The 21,155-nt window shown below is 64.9% G+C and carries 24 protein-coding genes; 1 reads left to right on the forward strand and 23 read right to left on the reverse strand.

The genetic code is table 11. The features are described 5' to 3' along the window. Positions 1-140: 140 nt before the first annotated feature. The 11 genes from BQ7471_RS01620 to hisD form a co-directional block, all read right to left on the reverse strand. Positions 141-572 carry a hypothetical protein gene (locus tag BQ7471_RS01620; protein WP_076463724.1) on the reverse strand — a complete coding sequence of 144 codons (432 nt, stop codon included), beginning with the start codon at positions 570-572 and terminating at the stop codon, positions 141-143. Beyond that, positions 572-769: a helix-turn-helix transcriptional regulator gene (locus tag BQ7471_RS01625; protein WP_076463726.1), complete on the reverse strand. Its 198-nt coding sequence runs from the start codon at positions 767-769 to the stop codon at positions 572-574. The genes BQ7471_RS01620 and BQ7471_RS01625 overlap by 1 nt, the downstream gene beginning before the upstream one ends. A 317-nt stretch (positions 770-1,086) precedes the next feature. Further along, a complete protein-coding gene (locus tag BQ7471_RS11860) occupies positions 1,087-1,290 on the reverse strand; it encodes an 8-oxoguanine DNA glycosylase OGG fold protein (RefSeq protein ID WP_407922672.1) in 204 nt (67 codons plus the stop codon). Positions 1,291-1,308: 18 nt separating this feature from the next. Beyond that, entirely contained in the window at positions 1,309-1,560 is a 252-nt protein-coding gene (locus tag BQ7471_RS10970) for a hypothetical protein (RefSeq protein ID WP_129583303.1), read from the reverse strand. After that, complete coding sequence (locus tag BQ7471_RS01635) at positions 1,523-2,431, reverse strand: SseB family protein (RefSeq protein WP_076463729.1); 909 nt, start codon at positions 2,429-2,431, stop codon at positions 1,523-1,525. The genes BQ7471_RS10970 and BQ7471_RS01635 overlap by 38 nt, the downstream gene beginning before the upstream one ends. After that, positions 2,428-3,168: a bifunctional 1-(5-phosphoribosyl)-5-((5-phosphoribosylamino)methylideneamino)imidazole-4-carboxamide isomerase/phosphoribosylanthranilate isomerase PriA gene (priA, locus tag BQ7471_RS01640; protein WP_076463730.1), complete on the reverse strand. Its 741-nt coding sequence runs from the start codon at positions 3,166-3,168 to the stop codon at positions 2,428-2,430. Before priA ends, BQ7471_RS01635 begins: the two co-directional genes overlap by 4 nt. 39 nt (positions 3,169-3,207) lie before the next feature. Beyond that, positions 3,208-3,843 (reverse strand): imidazole glycerol phosphate synthase subunit HisH, encoded by a 636-nt coding sequence (gene hisH, locus BQ7471_RS01645; RefSeq protein ID WP_076463732.1) that lies wholly within the window; start codon positions 3,841-3,843, stop codon positions 3,208-3,210. Positions 3,844-3,847: 4 nt separating this feature from the next. Next, positions 3,848-4,552, reverse strand: a complete 705-nt coding sequence (locus BQ7471_RS01650) for a hypothetical protein (protein ID WP_076463733.1) — start codon at positions 4,550-4,552, stop codon at positions 3,848-3,850. Between the two features lie 50 nt (positions 4,553-4,602). Continuing rightward, positions 4,603-5,220: an imidazoleglycerol-phosphate dehydratase HisB gene (gene hisB / locus BQ7471_RS01655; RefSeq protein ID WP_076463735.1), complete on the reverse strand. Its 618-nt coding sequence runs from the start codon at positions 5,218-5,220 to the stop codon at positions 4,603-4,605. Continuing rightward, positions 5,217-6,335 (reverse strand): histidinol-phosphate transaminase, encoded by a 1,119-nt coding sequence (locus tag BQ7471_RS01660; protein ID WP_076463736.1) that lies wholly within the window; start codon positions 6,333-6,335, stop codon positions 5,217-5,219. Before BQ7471_RS01660 ends, hisB begins: the two co-directional genes overlap by 4 nt. Further along, positions 6,332-7,666 (reverse strand): histidinol dehydrogenase, encoded by a 1,335-nt coding sequence (hisD, locus tag BQ7471_RS01665; RefSeq protein ID WP_076463738.1) that lies wholly within the window; start codon positions 7,664-7,666, stop codon positions 6,332-6,334. Before hisD ends, BQ7471_RS01660 begins: the two co-directional genes overlap by 4 nt. Positions 7,667-7,784: 118 nt before the next feature. Here hisD and BQ7471_RS01670 point away from each other — a divergent pair, with 118 nt between their 5' ends. Then, on the forward strand, positions 7,785-8,018 hold the full coding sequence (locus BQ7471_RS01670) for an RNA-binding S4 domain-containing protein (protein ID WP_076463739.1): 234 nt from the start codon (positions 7,785-7,787) through the stop codon (positions 8,016-8,018). A gap of 206 nt (positions 8,019-8,224) precedes the next feature. Here the strand turns inward: BQ7471_RS01670 and dnaE are convergent, their stop codons facing one another. From dnaE to murG, 12 genes are all read right to left on the reverse strand, one after another. Next, positions 8,225-11,779: a DNA polymerase III subunit alpha gene (gene dnaE / locus BQ7471_RS01675; protein WP_076463741.1), complete on the reverse strand. Its 3,555-nt coding sequence runs from the start codon at positions 11,777-11,779 to the stop codon at positions 8,225-8,227. Between the two features lie 61 nt (positions 11,780-11,840). Further along, positions 11,841-12,320 (reverse strand): GNAT family N-acetyltransferase, encoded by a 480-nt coding sequence (locus BQ7471_RS01680; protein ID WP_076463742.1) that lies wholly within the window; start codon positions 12,318-12,320, stop codon positions 11,841-11,843. Continuing rightward, entirely contained in the window at positions 12,317-13,219 is a 903-nt protein-coding gene (locus BQ7471_RS01685; RefSeq protein ID WP_076463744.1) for an RluA family pseudouridine synthase, read from the reverse strand. The genes BQ7471_RS01680 and BQ7471_RS01685 overlap by 4 nt, the downstream gene beginning before the upstream one ends. Positions 13,220-13,226: 7 nt before the next feature. Beyond that, positions 13,227-13,766 carry a signal peptidase II gene (gene lspA, locus BQ7471_RS01690; protein WP_076463745.1) on the reverse strand — a complete coding sequence of 180 codons (540 nt, stop codon included), beginning with the start codon at positions 13,764-13,766 and terminating at the stop codon, positions 13,227-13,229. A 79-nt stretch (positions 13,767-13,845) separates the two neighbouring features. Further along, a complete protein-coding gene (locus tag BQ7471_RS01695) occupies positions 13,846-14,457 on the reverse strand; it encodes a DivIVA domain-containing protein (RefSeq protein ID WP_076463747.1) in 612 nt (203 codons plus the stop codon). 186 nt (positions 14,458-14,643) lie between these two features. Beyond that, entirely contained in the window at positions 14,644-14,952 is a 309-nt protein-coding gene (locus BQ7471_RS01700; RefSeq protein ID WP_076464369.1) for a YggT family protein, read from the reverse strand. Positions 14,953-14,956: 4 nt separating this feature from the next. After that, positions 14,957-15,418 (reverse strand): cell division protein SepF, encoded by a 462-nt coding sequence (locus BQ7471_RS01705; protein ID WP_076463748.1) that lies wholly within the window; start codon positions 15,416-15,418, stop codon positions 14,957-14,959. A gap of 93 nt (positions 15,419-15,511) precedes the next feature. Then, a complete protein-coding gene (locus tag BQ7471_RS01710; RefSeq protein WP_076463750.1) occupies positions 15,512-16,258 on the reverse strand; it encodes a purine nucleoside phosphorylase YfiH/LACC1 family protein in 747 nt (248 codons plus the stop codon). A gap of 2 nt (positions 16,259-16,260) precedes the next feature. After that, the gene (ftsZ, locus tag BQ7471_RS01715; RefSeq protein WP_076463752.1) at positions 16,261-17,523 is read right to left on the reverse strand and encodes a cell division protein FtsZ; all 1,263 of its coding nucleotides are present in this window, start codon (positions 17,521-17,523) and stop codon (positions 16,261-16,263) included. A gap of 131 nt (positions 17,524-17,654) precedes the next feature. Further along, complete coding sequence (locus BQ7471_RS01720) at positions 17,655-18,629, reverse strand: cell division protein FtsQ/DivIB (RefSeq protein WP_076463753.1); 975 nt, start codon at positions 18,627-18,629, stop codon at positions 17,655-17,657. Then, the gene (gene murC, locus BQ7471_RS01725; protein WP_076463755.1) at positions 18,626-20,029 is read right to left on the reverse strand and encodes a UDP-N-acetylmuramate--L-alanine ligase; all 1,404 of its coding nucleotides are present in this window, start codon (positions 20,027-20,029) and stop codon (positions 18,626-18,628) included. Before murC ends, BQ7471_RS01720 begins: the two co-directional genes overlap by 4 nt. After that, the gene (murG, locus tag BQ7471_RS01730; protein ID WP_076463756.1) at positions 20,026-21,147 is read right to left on the reverse strand and encodes an undecaprenyldiphospho-muramoylpentapeptide beta-N-acetylglucosaminyltransferase; all 1,122 of its coding nucleotides are present in this window, start codon (positions 21,145-21,147) and stop codon (positions 20,026-20,028) included. The genes murC and murG overlap by 4 nt, the downstream gene beginning before the upstream one ends. Positions 21,148-21,155 lie beyond the last annotated feature (8 nt).

Genomic DNA, 21,155 nt, shown 5'->3' on the forward strand with positions numbered 1-21,155 from the left:
CCACTTGCATGTCGGGCAGCTGCCCGAACGGTTGGTTCAACACTAACAGGAACCCGATGTTCGTAGCCAATCCACTGGGTTTTGCGCCCAGTGGATCGGCTCACACACACAGTTCGAGGATCGGCGCGGCGGGTGGTGCTTCACTCGTCGTCGGCGGCTCGCTCCGCCGCACGGTCTCGCAGGACGGCGATCCAGCCGACGATGACCACGAGGAGCATGGCGCCGCCCGTCACCAACGAGGAGGCGGCAGCCTGTCCCGAGCCCAGCAGACTGACGGCCGACATGCCGTTCAGCAGCACTGCGACGCCGGTCACGAACAGCGTGAATATCAGGCGTTGGCGGTTCGTCGCGAAGAATGCGTCCTTCAACATCGCCCATAGGGTGAAGACTGCGAACATCAACCAGAAGATCACCGACGATTGCGTGTACACGTCGGCCCACTCCCCCAGCAGATCGTTGAACAAACCATTGAGCATCACGACCACGAGAGTGAGCGTGAAGCAGGTGAGGCCGATGCGGCCGCGCGCAGCGAGTTGCCGTTCGTCATAGTGTGCGGGTTTTGAAGTAGGCATTATTCCTCCCAGAAAAGGTCGTCGAGGGTTACGTCAAGGGTTTTGCAGATCGCGAGACACAGAGCGATGGTCGGGTTGTAGTCCCCAGATTCGACGGCATTGACCGTCTGACGCGTGACACCGACGCGCTCGGCGAGTTGAGCCTGTGAGAGCCCCCGTGCGGCTCGTGCGGCTTTCATCCGCAGATTCTTCGCCATTGGATAGCCCCCTTTCTGACATGTCCACTATATACGACATTCTGACGTATATGCAAGACATTGTGCATATTTAACCCGACTTTCTGTCGACTATACCGGACTATTAAGCGATGGCAGGGGTGTGAGCAGCGCGGATACCCAGTCGTTGACGTCAATGATCGTGTCGAAGGGTGACGACTCCGCGAAGAAGGCGACGAACCTCGCACTGTCAATGGGCTCTTCGAGGAGGTCGACGAAGCATCGTACTGCTCGGCGTTGCAGTGAAGCGACAGTGATCCACCGCAGCCGGTGCAATCATTTCCTGTCCATGCTCTCTGCTATCGGCGTCCACCCAGATCGAAGAGCAACCATTCAAGCTCGTCCGGACGTATCTCACGTTGCTGGTCACTGGATAACCGTTGTGCCCATCGTTGCAGGGAATCGCAATACCACAGGTAATCCGTCGACGACCAGCCGCTCGTCGCCAGCTGTGTTCCCGCAATCGAATTGAGGGCCCGGGCGACTCGCGCGTCGAGGATCACACAAGATCCAGGAAGTCGTCATCCAATGCGTGTTAGACGCTCGCCTGCCGCTTCGAAAAGATCCATACGTGATGTTCCGCTGGCAGAGACATCCGAGTAGATTCTCTCACCGATGTCTCGACCACTGATGGCACGGGCCTCGTCGTTGAACCAGCCATACGACAACGACGACGGGGGAAACCAAACCGTGCGGAAAACCTCAGCAGATGTATCTCCGACCGAGATGGTCGCCTCAGCCAATGCCTGGACAACATCCTCGTCTGCTTTCATGTCGATACTCCCCCTGTTCAGCCCGAACGGGCACGAGTTCGATGCGCTCGGCTGCGGCATTGAGACGCGCGCAGGCGCCCACCGCACGCAGTGCCTGCTCAATATCCCGGCGCGCGGCCCTCTCATTCGATGCACCGTTGATGAGCAGTTCCACTCGCACAATGCCGCCTCCCGCATAGGCGACGCGCACGTCTCCAATCGGTCCGGATTGAAGCGTGCCGCGCAGTTCGACGAAGAGTTCTTCGTCTTTCCAGGCGGGAAGCCAGTCATCCCCCTGGGCGAGGGCGGCGACCGCTGGACGTGGGATGAGGACGCGGGCTCCCGCCGGATCGATGAGGATGCGGCCCCGGGTCTCGACGAGGGCAGAGAGGCACAGTTTGTCCACGTCGAATGCCATCGGCCGGTATGAGGGGTCGAAGGATTGAAGCTCCTCGACCGAGGAGAAGGCGGCGAGGGCGGGGCCGCTGGACATATCGACGCGGACGAAGTCGATAGGAGCATGCGGCTCGTGGGCGAGCCCCTCCCCGAGTATGTCCCCCGCAGGGCGGTCGCTCACATTTCGCTCTCCCGCAGCACGCTCCCCCGCTGCATGACCGCCCGTGCTTCGCTCCCCCGCCCGATCTGCACCATCCGCGACCCGGGCTTCGACCTCGACGGGGACGATGAGCCTTTCAACGCTGAGGGCTGCGACGAGCGCCTCCAAGCGCACCGCACCATGGTCCGCATCCGCGCCGAGCGCGAGCGCGGCCGCCGTCAAGGGCAGCGTCTGCCCACGGTCGGACCTGTCCGCTGCGGATAGGGTGAGGCGCTTGGCGACTTTCGCGCGCTGTTCATCGCTGAGCAGCGGCACAGCGCCGGGGCGACGAGTCACTCCCCGTCCTTCCCGGCAGCGACGCTGAGGGCCTCTTCGAGAGTGAAGGCGCCCGCGTACAGGGCCTTGCCGACGATGGCGCCCTCGACTCCTGCGGGGACCAGCTCCCGCAGGGCGATAATATCGGCAAGAGAGGACACTCCGCCGGAGGCGATGACGGGAACGTCAGTCGTCTCGCAGACGCGGCGCAGCAACTCGGTATTGGGGCCGGACAGCATGCCATCGCGGGCGACGTCAGTAACGACATAGCGCGAGCATCCGACGGCGTTGAGCCGGTCGATGACCTCCCACAGGTTGCCGCCGTCACGGGTCCAGCCGCGCGCCGACAGGGTTTCACCGCGCACGTCCAATCCGACGGCAACCCGATCGCCGAACTCGGCGATGACCCGTTCGGCCCACTCGGGATCCTCCAGTGCGGCCGTGCCGAGGTTGACGCGACGCGCTCCCGCGTCAAGGGCGCGGCGCAGGGATTCGTCGTCGCGGATTCCTCCCGACAGCTCCACATTGATCGGCAGTTCTCGGGTGATGTCGGCGAGCAGCGGGGCATTCGATCCGCGTCCGAATGCTGCGTCCAAGTCGACCACGTGCAGCCACTGGGCTCCGGCCTCGACGAAGCTCCGCGCGGCCTCAAGCGGGTGGCCGTAGTTCGTCTCGGTTCCTGCCTCGCCCTGGGTGAGGCGTACGGCCTGTCCGTCAACCACGTCGACAGCGGGCAGCAGGATCAGTGTGTCGGTCATCGGATGCCTTTCATAGATGCAGGACGAGGACGCGCGCGATCACAGCGTGTCAAGCCAGTTCTTCAGCAGGGCCAGTCCCGCCTCCCCGGACTTCTCCGGGTGGAACTGGGTGCCCATGAGCGGCCCGTTCTCCACGGCTGCAACGAAACGCGATTGCCCGTGACGCGACCACGAGGTGAGCGGCAGCGCCGTGGCCCCCGGACCGAGGAGCTCGGCCGGGTCGGTGAGCGCCGCATAGGAGTGGACGAAGTAGAAACGCTGGTCCTCAACACCTGCAAAGAGGCGTGAGCCGTGCGCCGCTTCGACCGGCGACCAGCCCATATGGGGGACGACGGGCGCATCGAGGAGTTCCACGATCCCCGGCCACTGTCCCAGCCCCTCGGTCTCACCCTTCTCCGTGGAGCGTTCGAACATCACCTGGATGCCGACGCATACTCCGATGACTGGGCGTCCGCCGGCGAGCCGCTGGTCGATGATCGCGTGTCCGTCGACGGCTGTGAGCTGCTCCATCACCGCTTTGAAGGCGCCCACTCCGGGGACGAACAAGCCGTCGACGCCCAGCGCGGCATCGCGATCCGCCGTCAGTTCGACGTCGGCCCCCACATGTTCGAGGGCGCGGCACGCTGAGCGCACATTGCCCGACCCGTAGTCGAAGACGACAACTCTCGATGTCATGAGCCTACTTCCTGCGGAACCAGCCGAAGGGGCCGGGCCTGCGCCTAGAGCCGTCGGCGAGAACTGAGTCCGAGTAATCCGATGGTGTGGTGCGCCCCAGCAGGAGGTCCTCAGTCGCCTGCGGCATGGAGCCAAGGAGAAGCCCAGCAGGGATCGCGTCCTCGGGTGAACCCCCCACGTAGCGCTGGGCGGTGATGCGCCCGGAGACGCCGGGTTCGACGCCGTCGCCTTCGACAAGCCACGACATGAGGGCGACAGCCCCGTACTTCGACAGGCGCGACACGACGCGGGCGACTCTGTCGACGGCGTCGGGCATGGGGCGCGACTCGGCGAGGAGGGCGTCCAACTCGTCCTCGTCGGTGGGCTGGGTCTCTACTCTCAGCCACACTGCGGTCCACGGTTTGAGTCGGACGACGGATTCGACGACTCCGGTCAGAGCCAGCAGCGAGTGGAGGGCCTCGGCGGATGGCACGGGGGCGAGGACGAGGGCGACCGACAGCCTCCCGCCATCCAAGTGCAAGGACTCGTCAACGGGGACATCGTCGGGGTCCTTGAGCATCTGTTCGAGGGCGGCGAGAGTCTCATCATCGCCAGTGGAAGCATCCCCAGGCGCGGGGCCATCCGCGTCGGGGACGTCAGCCGTGGACGTGGCGTCCAGTCCCGCAATGAGATTGCGGAACTCGGCGTCGATGTCGTCATCGTGCGACATGGATCCCCTTCCCCTGGTGTCAGATGCCCGTCGTGATCGTACCTCAGACCTTAGAGGGCTCCCTTCGTCGAGGGGATCCCCTCGACGCGGGGGTCCGGCTCTACTGCTGTGCGCAGCGCGCGGGCGAGTGCCTTGAACTGCGCCTCCACGATGTGGTGCGGATCGCGCCCATTAAGGACGCTCATGTGCAGGCAGATCCCGGAGTTGAAAGTGAGGGACTCGAGGACGTGCCTGGTCATCGAACCGGTGAAGTGTCCGCCGATGAGATGGTATTCCTGGCCCGCGGGCTCGCCCTCGTGAACGATGTAGGGCCGTCCCGCGACGTCGACGACCGCGCGGGCGAGCGCCTCATCGAGGGGGACGGTCGCATCGCCGAAGCGTTTGATGCCGCGCTTGTCGCCGAGGGCCTGCTTGAGGCCGAGGCCCAGGCAGATCGCCGTGTCCTCCACCGTGTGGTGGACGTCGACATCGGTGTCGCCCGTGGCGCGAACCGTCAGGTCGATGAGCGAATGCTTGCCCAATGCGGTGAGCATGTGGTCCCAGAAGGGAACGGTCGTCGAGATGTCTGTCGTGCCCGTGCCGTCGAGATTCATCTCCACGTGGATCGTGGACTCTGAGGTGGCGCGGTCGATGACGGCGATGCGGGGGGTTTCGAATACCGTGCTCATCGGGTGATCTCCTCCAGTGCGGTGGTGAACAGGCGGGTCTCGTTGGGGGTTCCGACGCTGACGCGCAGCCATCCGTCGGGGCCGACGACGCGGACGAGGATGCCGCGCTCCAGCAGAGCCTCAAAGACCGCGTTACGGTCGTTGAAGGTGCCGAAGAGAACGAAGTTCGCGTCCGAGTCGAGGGCATCGAATCCGTGGGCGCGCAGCCAGTCGACGAGGGCGTCGCGCTCGTCGCGCAAAGCAGCGACCTGCGCCATGAGGGATTGTCGGTGGCGCAGCGCCGCCAGCGCCGCCGCCTGCGTGACGGCGGACAGGTGGTAGGGCAGGCGCACCAGCATGATGGCGTCGATAACCTCACGGGCGGCGCTCATATAGCCCAGGCGCAGGCCCGCCATACCGAAGGCCTTCGACATGGTGCGGGTGACGACGAGGTGGGCGGCCTCGTCGAGCAGTTCGAGAGCGGAAGGGGCGCCTGTGCGGCGGAACTCCCCGTAGGCCTCGTCAATGACGACGAGTGTCGCGGTGGCACGACCATCGATGATGGGCCCGGATTCGCGGGTCATCTCCAGGATCGCCCGCTGCTGCTCCTGGGGCAGCGCCGTGCCCGTCGGATTATTCGGGCTGGCGAGCAAGAGCACTGCGGGCCGCTCGTCTGCGAGGGTCTGCGTCACGGCGTCGAGGTCGAGGGAGAAGTCGTCACGTCGGTGTCCCTGCACCCACTCGGTGTTCGTGTCGCGCGCGTACTCGTGGTACATCGAGTAGGTGGGCGCGAAAGAGACGACGGTGCGCCCAGGTCCCCCGAATGCTTGGAGGATCTGGCTCATGATCTCGTTTGACCCGTTGGCAGCCCAGATGAGCTCCGGTGCGCGCACGGTCCCCGACTCCGCTTCGAGGTACTCGGCGAGAGCGGATCGCAGATCCATGAAATCCCGGTCCGGGTAGCGGTTGAGGGTCGCCGCGGCTTGGGCGACTGAACTCGCAATGTCGGCGATGACCTCGGGAGAGGGCGCGTAGGGGTTCTCGTTGACATTGAGGCGCACGGGCACGTCCGATTGGGGCGCACCATAGGGTTCGAGTCCGGTGAGATCGTCGCGCATCGGGAGGATGATGCTCATCGGACGCTCTCCTTGCCCTGACGGATGAGTGCGGCTTGTCCGTGCGCGGGCAGGTTCTCCGCCCGCGCGAGCACATCGAGTTGGGGCGTCAGCTGTGCGAGCGCCTCGGCACTGTATTCAACGACCTGCTGGCTGCGCAGGTACTGGGTGACATTAAGACCCGATGCGAAGCGGGCGGTGCCGCCGGTGGGCAGGACGTGGTTCGACCCGGCGATGTAGTCGCCGAGCGGGACCGGCGTGTAGGGACCGACAAAGATCGCCCCCGCGTTCGTCACCCGCATCGCCACGCCCGGGGCGTCGGCGGTGTGGATCTCCAGGTGTTCGGCGGCGTAGGCGTTGACGACTCGCACCGCCTCGTCGAGCGTATCGACGAGGACGATCCCCGACTGGGGTCCCGACAAAGCGGTGAGGATCCGCTCCGTGTGGGTGGTCGCGGCCGCCTGTCCGGGGATGAGGGCGTCAACGGCATCGGCAAGTGCGCGCGATGTGGTGACGAGGACGGACGCGGCGGCGGGGTCGTGCTCGGCCTGGCTGATGAGGTCCGCTGCGACGAATTCGGGCGTCGCCGTCTCATCGGCGAGAATCGCGATCTCCGTCGTGCCCGCTTCGGCGTCGATGCCGACACTGCCCTGGACGAGCCGCTTGGCGGCGGCGACGTAGATATTGCCCGGCCCGGTGACGACGTCGACCGGTTCGAGGGCGTCCTCGCCGTCGGTGACGCCGTAGGCGAAAGCGGCGATGGCCTGTGCGCCGCCGATGGCCCATACCTCGTCAACGCCGAGGAGCGCGCATGCGGCGAGGATCGTCGGGTGGGGCAGACCGCCGAACTCGGCTTGAGGGGGCGAGGCGAGTGCGATCGACTCGACGCCCGCGACTTGCGTGCATACGACGTTCATGACGACGGACGATGGGTAGACGGCGAGGCCGCCGGGCACGTACAGGCCGACACGGCCCACGGGCAGCCACCTCTGAGTGACGGTGCCGCCGGGGATGATCTGCACTTGGGCGGGCGCGGGGAGCTGTTGGGAGTGGCCGATGCGATTGTGCTCGATCGACGTTTCCAGGGCGGCGCGCACCTGCGAGTCGAGGGAGTCGAGGGCATGCGCGATGGTGGAGGCGGGGACTCGCAGTCGCTCGGGGCGAATGCGGTCGAAGCGCTCGGCGAGTTCGTAGAGCACGGGCGCGCCCTCCTCCTTGACGCGGTCGATGAGGGGGGCGACGACTTCGGCCGCTTTCGCGGTGTCGAGGGCGGCGCGCGGCAGCACGTGCGACAGGTTCACAGTCTTGAGTGCGTCACCCGTCAGATCGATGCGTCTCATCGTGGAGGTCATGGACTCACAATAGGCGACTCACCGGCGATGAGTCCCCCTCGACCACGGCGCGAACACGCTCGTGGGGGCATCTGTGACATGCTGGGGTGGCTACGCGCGACCAGTGAGGAGAATGCCCATGTCCACCGTTCCCATCATCGGGGTGTCCGGCGTCATCCGTTTGGGGCAGTTCCTCAAATTGGCGGGCCTCGTCGAGGATGGGGCGATGGCGCGCGAACTCATCCGGGGAGGCGACGTCCTCGTCAATGGCGAGGTCGAAACGCGCCGCGGACGCCAGCTCTCGCACGATGATGCCATTGAGGTCGACTCCCCCACCGGCGTCTACACCGCCCGCGTCCGCATCGTCGATTGATGCGCGCGGGGGCTCTCCCACTGCTTATGTGAAGTCGTCGTGTATTCAAGAGTCAGTCCTCACGGTCGCGGACCCCGCAGGGCGGGGGTGGCAATAGCCCGGATTCGCGTAAAGAGGGGCACCTCCAAGAATCCGACATTGCGTCAGTATCCCACACGGCGGACTGAAATAGTCAGAGTGTGAGATGCGCAGATTTGATGCGGCGACTACGACTCGTTCGCTGTCTTCACCCCATTGACTCCGACAACGGCTTTGATCTGCGAGAAGAAGGCGCTCGACTGGGCGATCCTCAGGTTGGGGTCCAATTCGACGATCGTCGTGCGTCCCGTCTCTCGGATGTGCAAGCGCACTGGGGAACCTCCGGGGAAGGACTCGAGGACATCCTTGAGTTCCGTCAAGAGCCGAGGCGTGCACTGGGTGACGGGCAACTGCACATCGATCGGCGCATCGGCATCCTCATTCACATCGAGCAGGGTCATCGACTGTCCATAGACGCTCATCCCCTCGTCGCGTACATTGACGCGCCCCTCCACCTGGACGATGACGTCCTGAACGAGGTGCGTCTGAATCGTCTCGTAGGTGCGGGGGAAGAACAAGACCTCCACCGATCCCGACAGATCCTCGATCGTGGCGATCGCCCACATGCTGCCCTGTTTGGTGACCTTCGTCTGAACGTTCGACACCAGGCCCGCGATCTTCACCGTCCGATCCGCCATCGTCTCCTCCGAGCCGACGACCTGCGCGATCTCATAGTCCTGGTAGCGCGCCAATGCGGCCTCCACGCCGCGCAGGGGATGATCCGACACGTACAGGCCGAGCATCTCGCGCTCCTGTGCGAGTTTGTTCTTCCGGTCGAACTCCGGGATGTCCGGAATCTCGATCGCCAGCGATGACGAGGAGGGGCCCTCGTCGCCCAGCCCGCCGAAGAGGTCGAATTGGCCGAAGGCCTCATTACGCTTGACGTCAATGATCGCGTCGACAGCCTCGTCGCAGCGCGCCAGCATCGCCCGTCGTGTGCGCCCCATCGAATCGAAAGCGCCCGAGCGGATGAGGGATTGGATGGTGCGCTTATTACACACGACCTGCGGGACCTTGTCGAGGAAATCATGGAAGGAGGTGAAGTGCCCCTTGTCCTTACGGGCCTGCACGATCGCCTCGACGACATTCGCACCGACGTTCTGAATGGCGTTCAGGCCGAAGCGGATCGCCTCTCCGTCTGGTGCGAAGTTGCCCTGCGAGGCGTTGACATCAGGCGGAAGGACATTGATATTCATGTGCCTAGCCTCGGCGAGGTAAAGAGCGCGCTTATCCTTGTTGTCCTTCGTCGAGGTGAGCAGCGCCGCCATGTACTCCGTCGGATAGTTCGCCTTGAGATACGCCGTCCAATAAGAGACGACACCGTAGGCCGCCGAGTGCGCCTTGTTGAAGGCATAGGCGGAGAAGGGGACGACAACGTCCCACAGGGCCTGGATCGATTCTTTGGAGTATCCATTGGCGAGCATACCCGCTTGGAATCCCTCGAACTGTTTGGCGAGCACCTCCGGCTTCTTCTTGCCCATCGCCTTGCGCAGGATATCCGCCTGGCCGAGCGTGTAGCCCGCCAGTTTCTGCGCGATCTGCATGACCTGTTCCTGGTAGACGATGAGGCCGAAGGTCGTGCCGAGGATCTCTTCGAGGGGCTCTTTGAGTTCGGGGTGGATGGGGACGATGTCTTGGCGCCCGTTCTTTCGCAGCGCGTAATTCGTATGCGAGTTCGCCCCCATGGGACCCGGCCGGTACAGGGCACCGACGGCGGAGATGTCTTCGAAGTTGTCGGGCTTCATGAGCTTGAGCAGATCGCGCATACCACCGCCGTCAAGCTGGAACACGCCGAGGGTCTCCCCCGCCGACAAGAGGTCGTAGGTCTTGCGGTCGGTGAAGGGCAGGTGTTCGAGATCGGGATCCGCCTTGCCGTTGAGGGCGATATTGTCCAGCGCATCGGATAGGACCGTGAGGTTGCGGAGCCCGAGGAAGTCCATCTTCAACAATCCGAGCGTCTCGCACGTCGGATAGTCGAATTGGGTGATGACCGCGCCGTCCTGGGGGCGCTTCATGACGGGGATGATGTCGGTGAGCGTGTGGGAACTCATGATGACAGCGCAAGCGTGGACGCCCCACTGCCGGGTCAGTCCCTCCAATCCGAGGGCGTAATCGACGACCTTTTCAACCTCAGGCTTATTCTCCTCGTAGAACTTGCGGAACTCGACCGCCTCCGCGTAGCGCTCGTCCTTCTCATCGAAGATGCCGTGGACGGAGATGTCCTTACCCATGATGGACGGCGGGAGCGCCTTCGTCAGCTGCTCGCCGACTTTGAAATCCTTGCCGAGGATGCGCGCCGAATCCTTGAGCGCCTGCTTCGTCTTGATCGTGCCGTAGGTGACGACCTGGCTGATGCGGTCCTCTCCGTACTTGCGCTTGACGTATTCGATGACTTCGTCGCGGCGGCGCTCGTCGAAGTCGACGTCGAAGTCCGGCATGGAGATGCGCTCTGGGTTGAGGAATCGTTCGAAGATGAGGCCGTGTTCGAGGGGGTTGAGTTCGGTGATCTTCATGGCGTAGGCGACCATAGAGCCCGCGCCGGATCCTCGTCCGGGTCCGACTCTGATTCCCTGCTTCTTCGCCCAGTTGATGTAGTCGGCGACGGTGAGGAAGTAGCCGGGGAAGCCCATATTGATGATGACCCCTTCCTCGTACTCCGCCTGTTTGCGCACGTCATCAGGGATACCGTTCGGGAAGCGGTCGTTGAGGCCGCGCTCGACCTCTTTGATAAACCAGGAGGTCTTGTCCTCGCCCTCGGGGACCGGGAACTCCGGCATGTAGTCCGCGCCGTCTTCAGTGGTGCGGAAGGAAACCTCGCAGCGTTCCGCGATTTCCAGGGTCGCATCGCAGGCCTGAGGCAGTTCACTCCACGCGGCCCTCATATTCTCCGAGGAGCGGATGTAGTAGTCATTGCCCTCGAATTTGAAGCGATCTTCATCGTCGATCCGCGAACCGGAGTTGATGCACAAGAGGGCATCTTGGATCTTACGGTCTTCTGCGCGCACGTAGTGGGAGTCATTCGTGACGACGAGGGGTGCCTTCATGAGATCGGCGAGGTCGAGGAGCTGCTTCTGGACGCGCCTCTCGATCTCAATGCCGTGGTCCATGAGCTCGACGTAGAAGTTCTCCGGGCCGAAGATTTCGCGCAGTTCCCCGGCCTCGCGGACGGCTTCATCCCATTGTCCAAGCCTCATGCGCGTCTGCACCGCACCCGAGGGGCAGCCGGTGAAAACAATGAGCCCCTTGTGGTAGCGGGCCAACAGCTCCTTATCCGCTCTGGGGTACTTACCGAATTGGCCGTCCGTCGACGCATAGGAGCCGAGGCGGAACAGATTATGCATGCCCTCCGTCGAATAGGCGATGAGGGTGAGGTGGTTGTACGAGCCGCCGGCGGAGACGTCGTCGGATCGCTGCCAGGGCTCCCCCCACAGGACCTTCTTGCGGTCGAAGCGGCTGGTCCCCGGGGTAACATAGGCTTCGAGGCCGATGATCGGCTTAATCCCCGCCTTCTTGCAGTTCGCGTAGAACTCGTAGGCGCCGAACAGGTAGCCGTGGTCCGTGAGTCCCAGTGCCGGCTGACCCAGACGCGCGGCCTCTTCCGCCATCGCCTTCGTCTTCGCGGCACCGTCGAGCATCGAGTACTCGGAGTGGTTGTGCAGGTGGACGAAGGAGTCAGTGGCCATGGGGCAGATCTTAGCCCGCGCGGCCGCTTCAAGCAGCCCGGTCCACCGCACCCAGGGGCTCTCATGCCCTCCCGTCGAGGATGCGCCTCATTTCACGATGCTCGATGCCCGCGTCGAGGAAGACCTCCCCAGTCGTCTCCTCATACCCCTGGGCGGCGTAGAAACCCTGCGCCTGGACCTGCGCGTCGAGGGTGACGACCGCCTGAGCGCCGCGCGGGGTGCGGCAGGCGACCTCGTCGTGGACGGCGGCGACCAGGGCAGCCCCCAGGCCGCTACCCCGCGCTTCGCGCTTGACGGCGAGTCGTCCGAGGTGGAAATGGTGGTCGCCGTCGGGGATGACGCGCACGGTGCCCAGTGCGCGCCCGTCCTCGTCGAGGGCGGCGAGGTGAAGGACGTCTAGCCGCATATCCCGCGCGTCGATTTCGAGGACCATGGGGACGGCCTGCTCGACAATGAAGACGTCCCAGCGTACGCTCATGGCCTCCAGGCGCAGCTCATCGGAGTCGGCGACGAGGATGCGGGAACGATTCTCGTCGGTCACTGGGGGTTCCTCAATTGATCGAGTGCCGACTGGAGGTCCGCGGGGTACGGGGAGCGCACGCTGGTCGGCAGGCCCGTCCGTGGGTGGGCGAAGCCCAATTCCACTGCATGGAGCCACTGGCGCTCCAGACCGAGCTGTGCGGCTCTCGTTGGGTCCGCGCCGTAGAACACGTCGCCGACGCAGGGGTGGCCGACGGCGGCCATGTGGACGCGGATCTGGTGGGTGCGCCCCGTTTCCAGGTGGATCTCCAGCAGGCTCGCCCCCGCCATGAGTTCCAACGTGTCGTAGTGGGTGATGGCCCCTTTGCCGCCGTCGATGACCGCCATGCGCCATTCGCGCGAGGGGTGGCGCCCGATGGGCGCGTCGATGGTACCCGAATCGGGGTCGAGGTGCCCGGCGACGATCGCATGGTAGATCTTCGACACAGTGCGCTCTTTGAAGGCGCGTTTCATCACCGAGTAGGCGAGTTCGGACTTGGCGACCATCATCGCCCCGGAGGTGCCCACGTCGAGCCTGTGAACGATGCCCTGGCGCTCCGGCGGCCCATGCGTCGTGATCCGATATCCGGCAGCCTCGAGATTACCCAGAACGGTCGGCCCCTCCCAACCCGGGCCCGTATGTGCGGCGACTCCCACCGGCTTGTCGACGACTACGACGTCGTCATCGTCGTAGAGGATGTTCATGCCTGTGACGGGCGGGGGCGCGGTGTCGGGCTCCGGGATCGTCACCTCGATGAGGTCGGTTGCTGCGAGCCGGGTGGACTTCGAGGAGGCTACGCCATTGACGAGGACGAAGCCGTCCTCGACGAGACCCGCGCACGACGAGCGCGATATGCCGAGCATCCGTGACAGCGCCTGGTCGACGCGCTCGCCCACGAGGGCGTCGGGCACCGGGAACATCCGCGCATCACTCATCGGCGCTCGCCGATCGCTTCTGCGAACCCGTGAGTGCTTCGGGAAACTCCATAGACACTGCGAAAGCGAGCCACAGCGCCCCCAAGACGATCCAGATGTCGGCGACATTGCCGACGAATGCTCCGAAATAGTCGATGAAGTCGATGACGTGTCCGACCCCGAATGCGGGGGGCTGGACTAGTCTGTCGATGAGATTGCCAATGGCGCCCCCGGCGAGCAGGCCGATCGCCAACACCGACTGCCAGGACTTGACCTTCGTGAAGCCCCAGACGAGGACGGTGAGGATCACAACCGTGAGGATGGTGAAGATCCAGGTTGTACTCGCGCCGAGTGAGAAGGCAGCCCCGGAGTTGCGGATGAGGTGAAGGGTGAGCACATCGCCGAGCAGAGGCACCGTCTGTCCATCGCTGAGCCCGCTGATGGCCGCTGTCTTCGTCGCCTGGTCCGATGCAACTGCGGCGAGGACGAGGGCGGAGAATGCGGCGACGCGGATGCGAAGGGGCGGGTGGGTGATGGCGGTGGCCTGACTCATGGACTTCTTTCTTCACACATGATGGTGGCGGCGGTGCCTTGAGGCACCACCGCCGCCACTGTATCTGTATCGCCGTGAGTCAGTTCTCGATGCCCGCGTTGACCTCGTTGAGGAGGGACTCGAGGTGTCCGCGCAGGTTCGAACGGTACTCGGACTCGAAGGTGCGCAGCTCGTTGATCTTCGTCTCGAGTAGATCGCGCTGCTGGTCGAGCTGGGCGAGGATGGTCTCGTGCTGGTGTTGTGCGTCGGCGACGATCTCGTCGCCCTTGACGCGGGCCTCGGCGATGATACGCTCGGACTCTTCGCGTCCATCGCGCACGTACTCGTCGTGGACGCGCTGAGCGAGGGCAAGCATCGCGGTTGCAGACTCGGGGGTCTGACCGGTGGGCACCTCGGCAATGGGGGTGGCCTCTTCGACGACGGGAGCGGCCTCTTCTTCGACTTTCTCCTTTTCGGCCGCAACGGGCTCGGCGACAACGGGCTCCGAGGCAACGCCCTCGGACAGCTCGGCGATGCGGCGCTCCGCAGCTTCGAGCTTCTCCTTGAGATCCTGGTTCTCCACCTGAAGGGCGTAGATCGTCGACACGACTTCGTCGAGGAACTCGTCGACCTCGACTTGGTCGTATCCCTCGCGGAACTTCACGTACTGGAACTTCTTGTTCAGAACGTCCTCAGTTGTCAAAAGGGCCATTTCCTCGCCTCTCGGTCTAGGGTGCGATGCGAGCCCAAGCGGTTCCCGTCGGTCGCGCATCAGGACAGCGGATCAACCGCTGCCATTTGACACATTACTGGAATAGTAACCGACCCACGTGCCACAGGCACACCATTGACCACATCCTGTGCAGATAAATCCTTGATATTGCTCACCCTGTGCGGCTCAGGCGAGGACCTGGATCACATATCCGAGCCGTTGAATGATAATCACCGCGATAAAGAGGACCATGAAGCCGACGTCGAGGGCCGCTCCCCCGCCCAGCCTCAATGGCGGGATCACTCTGCGCAGGACGCGCAGCGGAGGATCCGTCAGCGCATACACGACATTCGCGAGGACGAGTACGACTCCCCTGGGCCGGAACGACGGGATGAGGAATTGCATCCAGTCGATCACCATTCGGACGAATAGAACCAGCAGATAAAGGCTGGCCGTCGTATATACGACCCAGCCGAGGAAGGAGATAACCGCCAATGCGTCAGCCCTGGTTGAAAAGTGAGCCGCGGCGCGAACCCGCAACATCGCCGGTCACCTCGACTGTGCGGGGCGACAGCAGGAACACGCGGCTGGTGACGCGCTCAATAACGCCGTGCAGTCCGAAGGTCAGTCCGGCGGCAAAGTCGACGAGACGACGGGCGTCTTCCTCGTTCATATCCGTGAGGTTCATGATGACGGGCGTCCCCTGACGGAAAGCCTCGCCGATGGTGACGGCGTCCGAGTAGGCGCTCGGATGGACGGTCACAATGCGGGACAGATCTGTCGCCGCGACCTCGCGGACCTCACGGTGGACCGGCGCAATAACGGGCCGCTCGACGGGGGCGATTTCGGTGACGGGTGCGACGTCAGTGTACTCCTCGAATTCCTCGACATCATCGATAGCATCCTCCGGCGTATACCAGCCCATGAACTTGCGTGCCTTTGCACCGAATGTGTCGCCCATTTCTTCTCCTCACCCAGGTTGATTCTCACAAGGTAGTGCGCGATTCACGCAAGTCGCGGCACTTGCGTCGGCATGTCGCCGCTTGATTCGCGCCTATGCGCGCGGCGCGATGACCGAGGCGTTCCTCCCACAGCCGCTATCGCGCCGATACGAGTGCAATTCCAGGGTCTCGAGGGTGCAGCGCGGGTCGATGGTGATACTCTGGCATCCGGCCGCGTCAAGGACCGCGCGAGCACCGGCTCTGAGGTCGAGTGAGGGCGTGCCCCATGAGGTGGTCGCGCGAGTCGCAGGATTGGTGAGCGTCGCCTCGTCGCGCATCCGCTCGGACACCTCGTAGCACGCCGCACAGATGGAGGGGGCGATATAGGCGTGGATCGCAGAATCGGGGTCAAGGGACCGGATGAGGCCGACCGCCCGGGAGGCGATGCCATTGAGGAGGCCCCGTCGCCCCGCATGTACCGCCGCGATGATCCGCCCGCCTGCTGCGGATAGCAGGATCGGGAGGCAGTCCGCGGTAAGGACCGCCGCCGCGGGCGCATCGGTCCAGTCGCGCGCGTCGATGACGACCCCATCCGCTTCAATCGATGCCATGGAATCATCGAGTTCGAGCGGATCGGCCCCCGCTGCCTCGTCGCCTCGTATGAGGGCGACGCGTGTGGAGTGGGTCTGGTTCATCCACACGACTCTGCGTCCGATGCTCGCGGCGAGGGCGTCGCGCCTGACGCGCACAGCCTCCGGATCGTCGCCGACGTGGTGACCGTAGTTGCCCCGGAACGGATCGGCACCCCGATCCGCCTCGGGCAGGTAGATCGGAGTGCCATCCGCTAGGAACCGTGTCACTGTCAGCGTAGGAAGTCCGGGATGTCGAGTTCCTCGGGCTTGTCGGACTCCTCATCGAAGATTCTGGGAACTTCGAGTGAGCGGTCCTCGTTGTGCTCAGCGGGGGGCGCGGAACGCGTTGCCACGGGGATTGCACCCGTCCTCGTCGGAACGTCAACGACAGCGCGATGGGCGCCTCCGCGCACAGAAGGCACTTCGCCAAGAGAGCGCGTCGCCGTGGTGGGGGCTTCTGCTTCGGCGACCTGATCGACGGGGGCCGCGGCGACCGGCTGCTGCCACGCGGCACCGGGCGCGGACGTGTCGACCATGGGGTCTTCTTCCGGATCGTCGAAGCCCGCGGCGATGATGGTGACGCGGATCTCGTCGCCGAGGGCGTCGTCAATGACATTACCGAAGATGATATTCGCCTCGGGGTGGGCCGCCTCACGGACGAGCTGCGAAGACTGGTAGATCTCTTGGAGCCCGAGGTCCGATCCGCCCTGGAAGAACATGAGGACGCCGTGTGCGCCGTCAATGGAGGCTTCGAGCAGCGGCGAGGAGATCGCCGTCTCCACTGCACGCACTGCGCGATCGTCGCCCGTTGCGGCGCCGATGCCCATGAGCGCGGAGCCCGCGTCCTTCATCACGGACTTCACGTCGTTGAAGTCGACATTGATGAGGCCCGGCGTGGTGATGAGCTCCGTAATGCCCTGAACGCCGGACAGGAGCACCTGGTCTGCGGCACGGAAGGCATCGAGGACGGAGATATTCGTATCGGAGATCTCTAGGAGGCGGTCGTTCGGGATGACGATGAGGGTGTCGACCTCTTCGCGGAGATTCTCGACACCGGTCTCTGCCTGGGCGGCACGGCGGTTGCCCTCGAAAGAGAAGGGGCGGGTGACGACGCCGACGGTGAGCGCGCCCGCAGAACGGGCGATCCGCGCGACGACGGGTGCCGCGCCGGTTCCCGTGCCGCCGCCCTCGCCCGCGGTGACGAAGACCATGTCGGCCCCCGCGAGGGACTCGGTGATCTCGTCGACGTGGTCTTCCGCGGCCTTGCGCCCCACATTCGGATCGGCACCGGCACCGAGCCCGTGAGTGAGGTCGCGGCCGATGTCGAGCTTCGTCTCCGCATCCGACATGAGGAGCGCCTGCGCATCGGTGTTGACGGCGATGAATTCGACGCCTTTGAGACCGACTTCGATCATCCGGTTGACCGCATTGACTCCGCCGCCGCCGACGCCGACGACTTTGATCACTGCCAGGTGGTTCTGGGGTGCCGCCATTCCTCTTACTCCCTTGCGAAACAATCCTTCACCCTCAGGTTGAAGGTTGAGCTTGTCCCTGCGCGTTGTCGGAAGAAAGTTAGGGACCAAGCGCCCCGTCTTCAAGCCAACACGCGGGCGTGTCTCATCGATTACGAGGTGACGGGGTGCGCCGGGGAGGACACGTCATAGCGGGACGCCGCCCGCTGGGAGATGAGAACCTCCAGGACCTGTGATTTCAGCTCATTCTCGTCGGGAGTGCCCCACGCCGCACTCGCACCGCTCGTCAAGGACAGCGTGACGGTGGAACCATTCGCATTAATGGAGGCGACCTGTGGTTTCATCGAATCCGACAGGCTGGACCACACGGTCATCGCATCCGTCGCAGCGTCGAGACGGTCATCCCCCTCGGCCAGTGAGACAAGGGGAAGACCCGAGGGCGCATCCGCGACCGCTTGGAATGCGACCGCGTTGGCATCGACGAGCGAATACCCATTCGCCGTCTTCTCTGCCATGACGGCGGTGCGCAGGGTGATGGAGACGCGAAGGCCCGAGGGCCAGCGCCTGGTCACCTCGGCATCGTTGACGACGAGGTGGGACTCGATGGACTCCTCGATCTTCGAGGTCGGGATCCTCGGCAGGGGAACCCCCTCATAGGGGGTGATGGAGGTGAAGACCTGAGCCGATGACAGGGACTCCTCCTCATTGCCCTCCACGATCACTCGTGACGGGTCGAGGGCGAAGAGAGTGGAGAAGAAGACCACCCAGATCACCACGCCGATGAGGACCGCGCCGCCCAGACCCGTCAGGGCCGCACGGATGTAGAAGGTGAGTCTCGCCCGCTTACGCTCGTGGCGCCTCTCCTCGATGCTCGTGGCGCTCGCATTCTTCGACGGCCCGAGAATCGAGGCCGCATCAGTCTGCCCGACGGGTCGGCTGAGATCATGCGATGTGGGGGTGGTCGGCTCCATCTGTCGGGAGGCCCTCTCGCCGACGCCTCGTAAGAAGCGGCGCTTGGAGCGCGCAGCCGGGGCAGTGTGCCGGGGCACGGGCGCGGCTGAGGATTCGGCCGGAGTATCCGCGGGGGCGGCGGGGCGCGCCGGTCGGCGCGGAGCAGGAGGCTTCACTTGGTTCCCCCGCGCATCCACTCGTCGAGGACATCGTCCCCGCATGAGGTGATCGATCCGGCGCCCATGGTGATGAGGATGCCCCCTTCGCCGACGAGACGAGCGCCGACGCGGGCCGCCTCGTGCATATCGGGGACGAAGAACGCGCCCTCGATCTGATCGGAGATGAGCCGCGAGGTCACGCCCTCCTCAGGATCCTCGCGGGCGGCGTAGACGTCGGTGAGCACCACATGGTCGGCACCGCGAAGCGCGTCGGCGAAGCGGTCGGCGAAAAGCCGCGTGCGCGAATACAAGTGGGGTTGGAAGACGACCGTCACGGAAGCTCCATCGGCGACGGTGCGCGCCTGCGCGATCGCCGCCGCGACCTCGGTCGGATGGTGGGCGTAGTCGTCGAAGAGCCGACGCCCATCGACCTCGCCTCTCTTCTCGAATCTGCGCGAGGTTCCCGTGAACGCCGACAGAGACGCCGCCATCGCCTCGGGGGCGACCCCCAGTTCGACGCCAGCAGCGAGGGCCGCCACAGCGTTGAGGACATTGTGGGCGCCGGGGACGCTCAGGCGAAGAGCAACCGTCCAGGAGGAGGCGGCTAGGCGCGAGGAGGCACCCGTTGCGTCAACGCTCACCCCCGTCAGAGCGATATCGGGGCGATCATCGCAGTAGTCGGGGCGGCCGTAGGTGATGACGCGGTGGCCGAGCCCGCGAGCCGCGTGGGCGAGGCGCATGGCGCCCTCGTCCTCGCCGCAGCAGATGAGCAGGCCACCGGGGCGCAGACGATTCGCGAAGTCCACGAAGATCGCTTCGAATGCCTCGCGCGTCCCATAGCGGTCAAGGTGGTCGGGCTCGACATTCGTGACGATCTCAATCGTCGGCGAGTAGTTGAGGAAGGAGCCGTCGGATTCGTCGGCCTCGGCGACGAAGACGTCGCCCGAGCCCAGGTGCGCGCCGGAGCCGAATTGGGGAACGAGCCCCCCGACCGCGACACTCGGATCGAGGCCCGCATCGCGCAGGGCGACGGCGAGCATCCCCGAGGTGGTCGTCTTGCCGTGCGCCCCGGCGACACCGACGAAGCGCATACCCGATGCGGCGAGGGCGAGCGCCTGCGAACGGTGGATGATCCTCTGCCCCCGTTCGCGCGCGATCGCAAGCTCGGGGTTCGATTCGCGGATCGCCGTCGATACGACGAGAGTTGCCTCCTGCGGCACATGGGAGGCGTCGTGGCCGACATGCACGTCGATGCCGAGTCCGGACAGTCGAGCGAGCAGCGCGGAATCCGCTTTGTCTGAGCCCGATACGGTGGCGCCGCGCTCGTGGAGCAGTTCGGCGACGACGGACATCCCGGCTCCGCCGATTCCAATGAGGTGGAAAGGGCCTGACAGTGCGACGGTGTCTGTCGTGGTCATTGCTTCTCCTCTAGGATCTCCTCAATGGCATCGACGAGGACGCTCGCCGCGTCCACCCGTCCCAATTCGGCCGACGCCTGCGCCATCGGGGCGAGGTCGGGCGAGCCGAGCAGGGTGAAGACCCTATCGGTCATGTATTCCGGCGTGAGGTTCGCGTCGTCGATGAGTCTGGCCCCGCCCGCTGAGACGTGCTCTTGAGCGTTGAGTCTCTGCTCCCCATTGCCGATCGGCAGCGGGACGTACACACAGGGCAGGCCGAGGGCCGTCATTTCGGCGACGGTCCCCGCACCGGAGCGACAGATGACGAGGTCAGCGACGGCCAGGGCATCCTCCATGGTCGTCAGGTAGTCGACGACGAACCAGCGGTCGGCGACCCCCGCCGCTTCGACGGCTCGGCGCACGGGGGTGTCCTTGTCCCGTCCGGTCAGGTGGATGACCTGAACGCCCTCGGGCAGTGTCGCGGCAGCGACGGAGGCAGCGGTGTTGAGGGAGAGGGCTCCCAATGAGCCGCCGGTGATGAGCAGTGTCGGAGCATCGGGGCTCACCCCGAGGCGCCCCGCTGCTTCGATGCGCGCGGCTCGGCGATCCTCGTCGGTGGAGCGCCGCGCGGCGAGAGCGGCGATGGGGGCCCGCAACGGCAGGCCCGTGACCGTTGTGCGCCCGCGGCGCGCCCGCAGGGGCGTGTGCGCGAATGTGAGGGCGACGAGGGCGGCGCTGCGCGCCCCCACCCGATTCGCGAGCCCCGGTCGGGCATTCTGCTCGTGGATCGCAACGGGAATGCCGCTGCGCTGGGCCGCACGATAAGCGGGGGTGGAGACGTAGCCGCCGAAGCCGATGACGCAGTCGGCACCGCGGATGACGTTCTCGCACAGTGACACGGCGGTCCGCCAGCGCCTGGGCAGGGTGAAGAACGCCGGGGAGGGGCGCCTGGGCAGCGGCACCTTCGGGATCGTGTGGAGGGGGAAGCCCGCTGCGGGGACGAGGTCGGATTCCAGCCCCTCTGCGGTCCCCAGGACATCGACCTCGAAACCGCGGGAGACGAACTCCGCAGCCGTTGCAAGAAGGGGGTTGACATGTCCGGCTGTTCCTCCGCCCGCCAGAACTACCCTATGTGCCATCGTGTTCC

It is taken from the genome of Actinomyces mediterranea (genome assembly GCF_900155595.1).
Lineage (GTDB): Bacteria > Actinomycetota > Actinomycetes > Actinomycetales > Actinomycetaceae > Pauljensenia > Pauljensenia mediterranea.

Coding starts and splice junctions, on each gene's coding strand:
- BQ7471_RS01620 (WP_076463724.1), bottom strand. CDS start 572: ATGCCTACTTCAAAACCCGCACACTATGACGAACGGCAACTCGCTGCG.
- BQ7471_RS01625 (WP_076463726.1), bottom strand. CDS start 769: ATGGCGAAGAATCTGCGGATGAAAGCCGCACGAGCCGCACGGGGGCTC.
- BQ7471_RS10970 (WP_129583303.1), bottom strand. CDS start 1,560: ATGAAAGCAGACGAGGATGTTGTCCAGGCATTGGCTGAGGCGACCATC.
- priA (WP_076463730.1), bottom strand. CDS start 3,168: ATGACCGACACACTGATCCTGCTGCCCGCTGTCGACGTGGTTGACGGA.
- hisH (WP_076463732.1), bottom strand. CDS start 3,843: ATGACATCGAGAGTTGTCGTCTTCGACTACGGGTCGGGCAATGTGCGC.
- BQ7471_RS01650 (WP_076463733.1), bottom strand. CDS start 4,552: ATGTCGCACGATGACGACATCGACGCCGAGTTCCGCAATCTCATTGCG.
- hisB (WP_076463735.1), bottom strand. CDS start 5,220: ATGAGCACGGTATTCGAAACCCCCCGCATCGCCGTCATCGACCGCGCC.
- BQ7471_RS01660 (WP_076463736.1), bottom strand. CDS start 6,335: ATGAGCATCATCCTCCCGATGCGCGACGATCTCACCGGACTCGAACCC.
- hisD (WP_076463738.1), bottom strand. CDS start 7,666: ATGACCTCCACGATGAGACGCATCGATCTGACGGGTGACGCACTCAAG.
- BQ7471_RS01670 (WP_076463739.1), top strand. CDS start 7,785: ATGTCCACCGTTCCCATCATCGGGGTGTCCGGCGTCATCCGTTTGGGG.
- dnaE (WP_076463741.1), bottom strand. CDS start 11,779: ATGGCCACTGACTCCTTCGTCCACCTGCACAACCACTCCGAGTACTCG.
- BQ7471_RS01685 (WP_076463744.1), bottom strand. CDS start 13,219: ATGTTCCCGGTGCCCGACGCCCTCGTGGGCGAGCGCGTCGACCAGGCG.
- lspA (WP_076463745.1), bottom strand. CDS start 13,766: ATGAGTCAGGCCACCGCCATCACCCACCCGCCCCTTCGCATCCGCGTC.
- BQ7471_RS01695 (WP_076463747.1), bottom strand. CDS start 14,457: ATGGCCCTTTTGACAACTGAGGACGTTCTGAACAAGAAGTTCCAGTAC.
- BQ7471_RS01705 (WP_076463748.1), bottom strand. CDS start 15,418: ATGGGCGACACATTCGGTGCAAAGGCACGCAAGTTCATGGGCTGGTAT.
- ftsZ (WP_076463752.1), bottom strand. CDS start 17,523: ATGGCGGCACCCCAGAACCACCTGGCAGTGATCAAAGTCGTCGGCGTC.
- murC (WP_076463755.1), bottom strand. CDS start 20,029: ATGACCACGACAGACACCGTCGCACTGTCAGGCCCTTTCCACCTCATT.
- murG (WP_076463756.1), bottom strand. CDS start 21,147: ATGGCACATAGGGTAGTTCTGGCGGGCGGAGGAACAGCCGGACATGTC.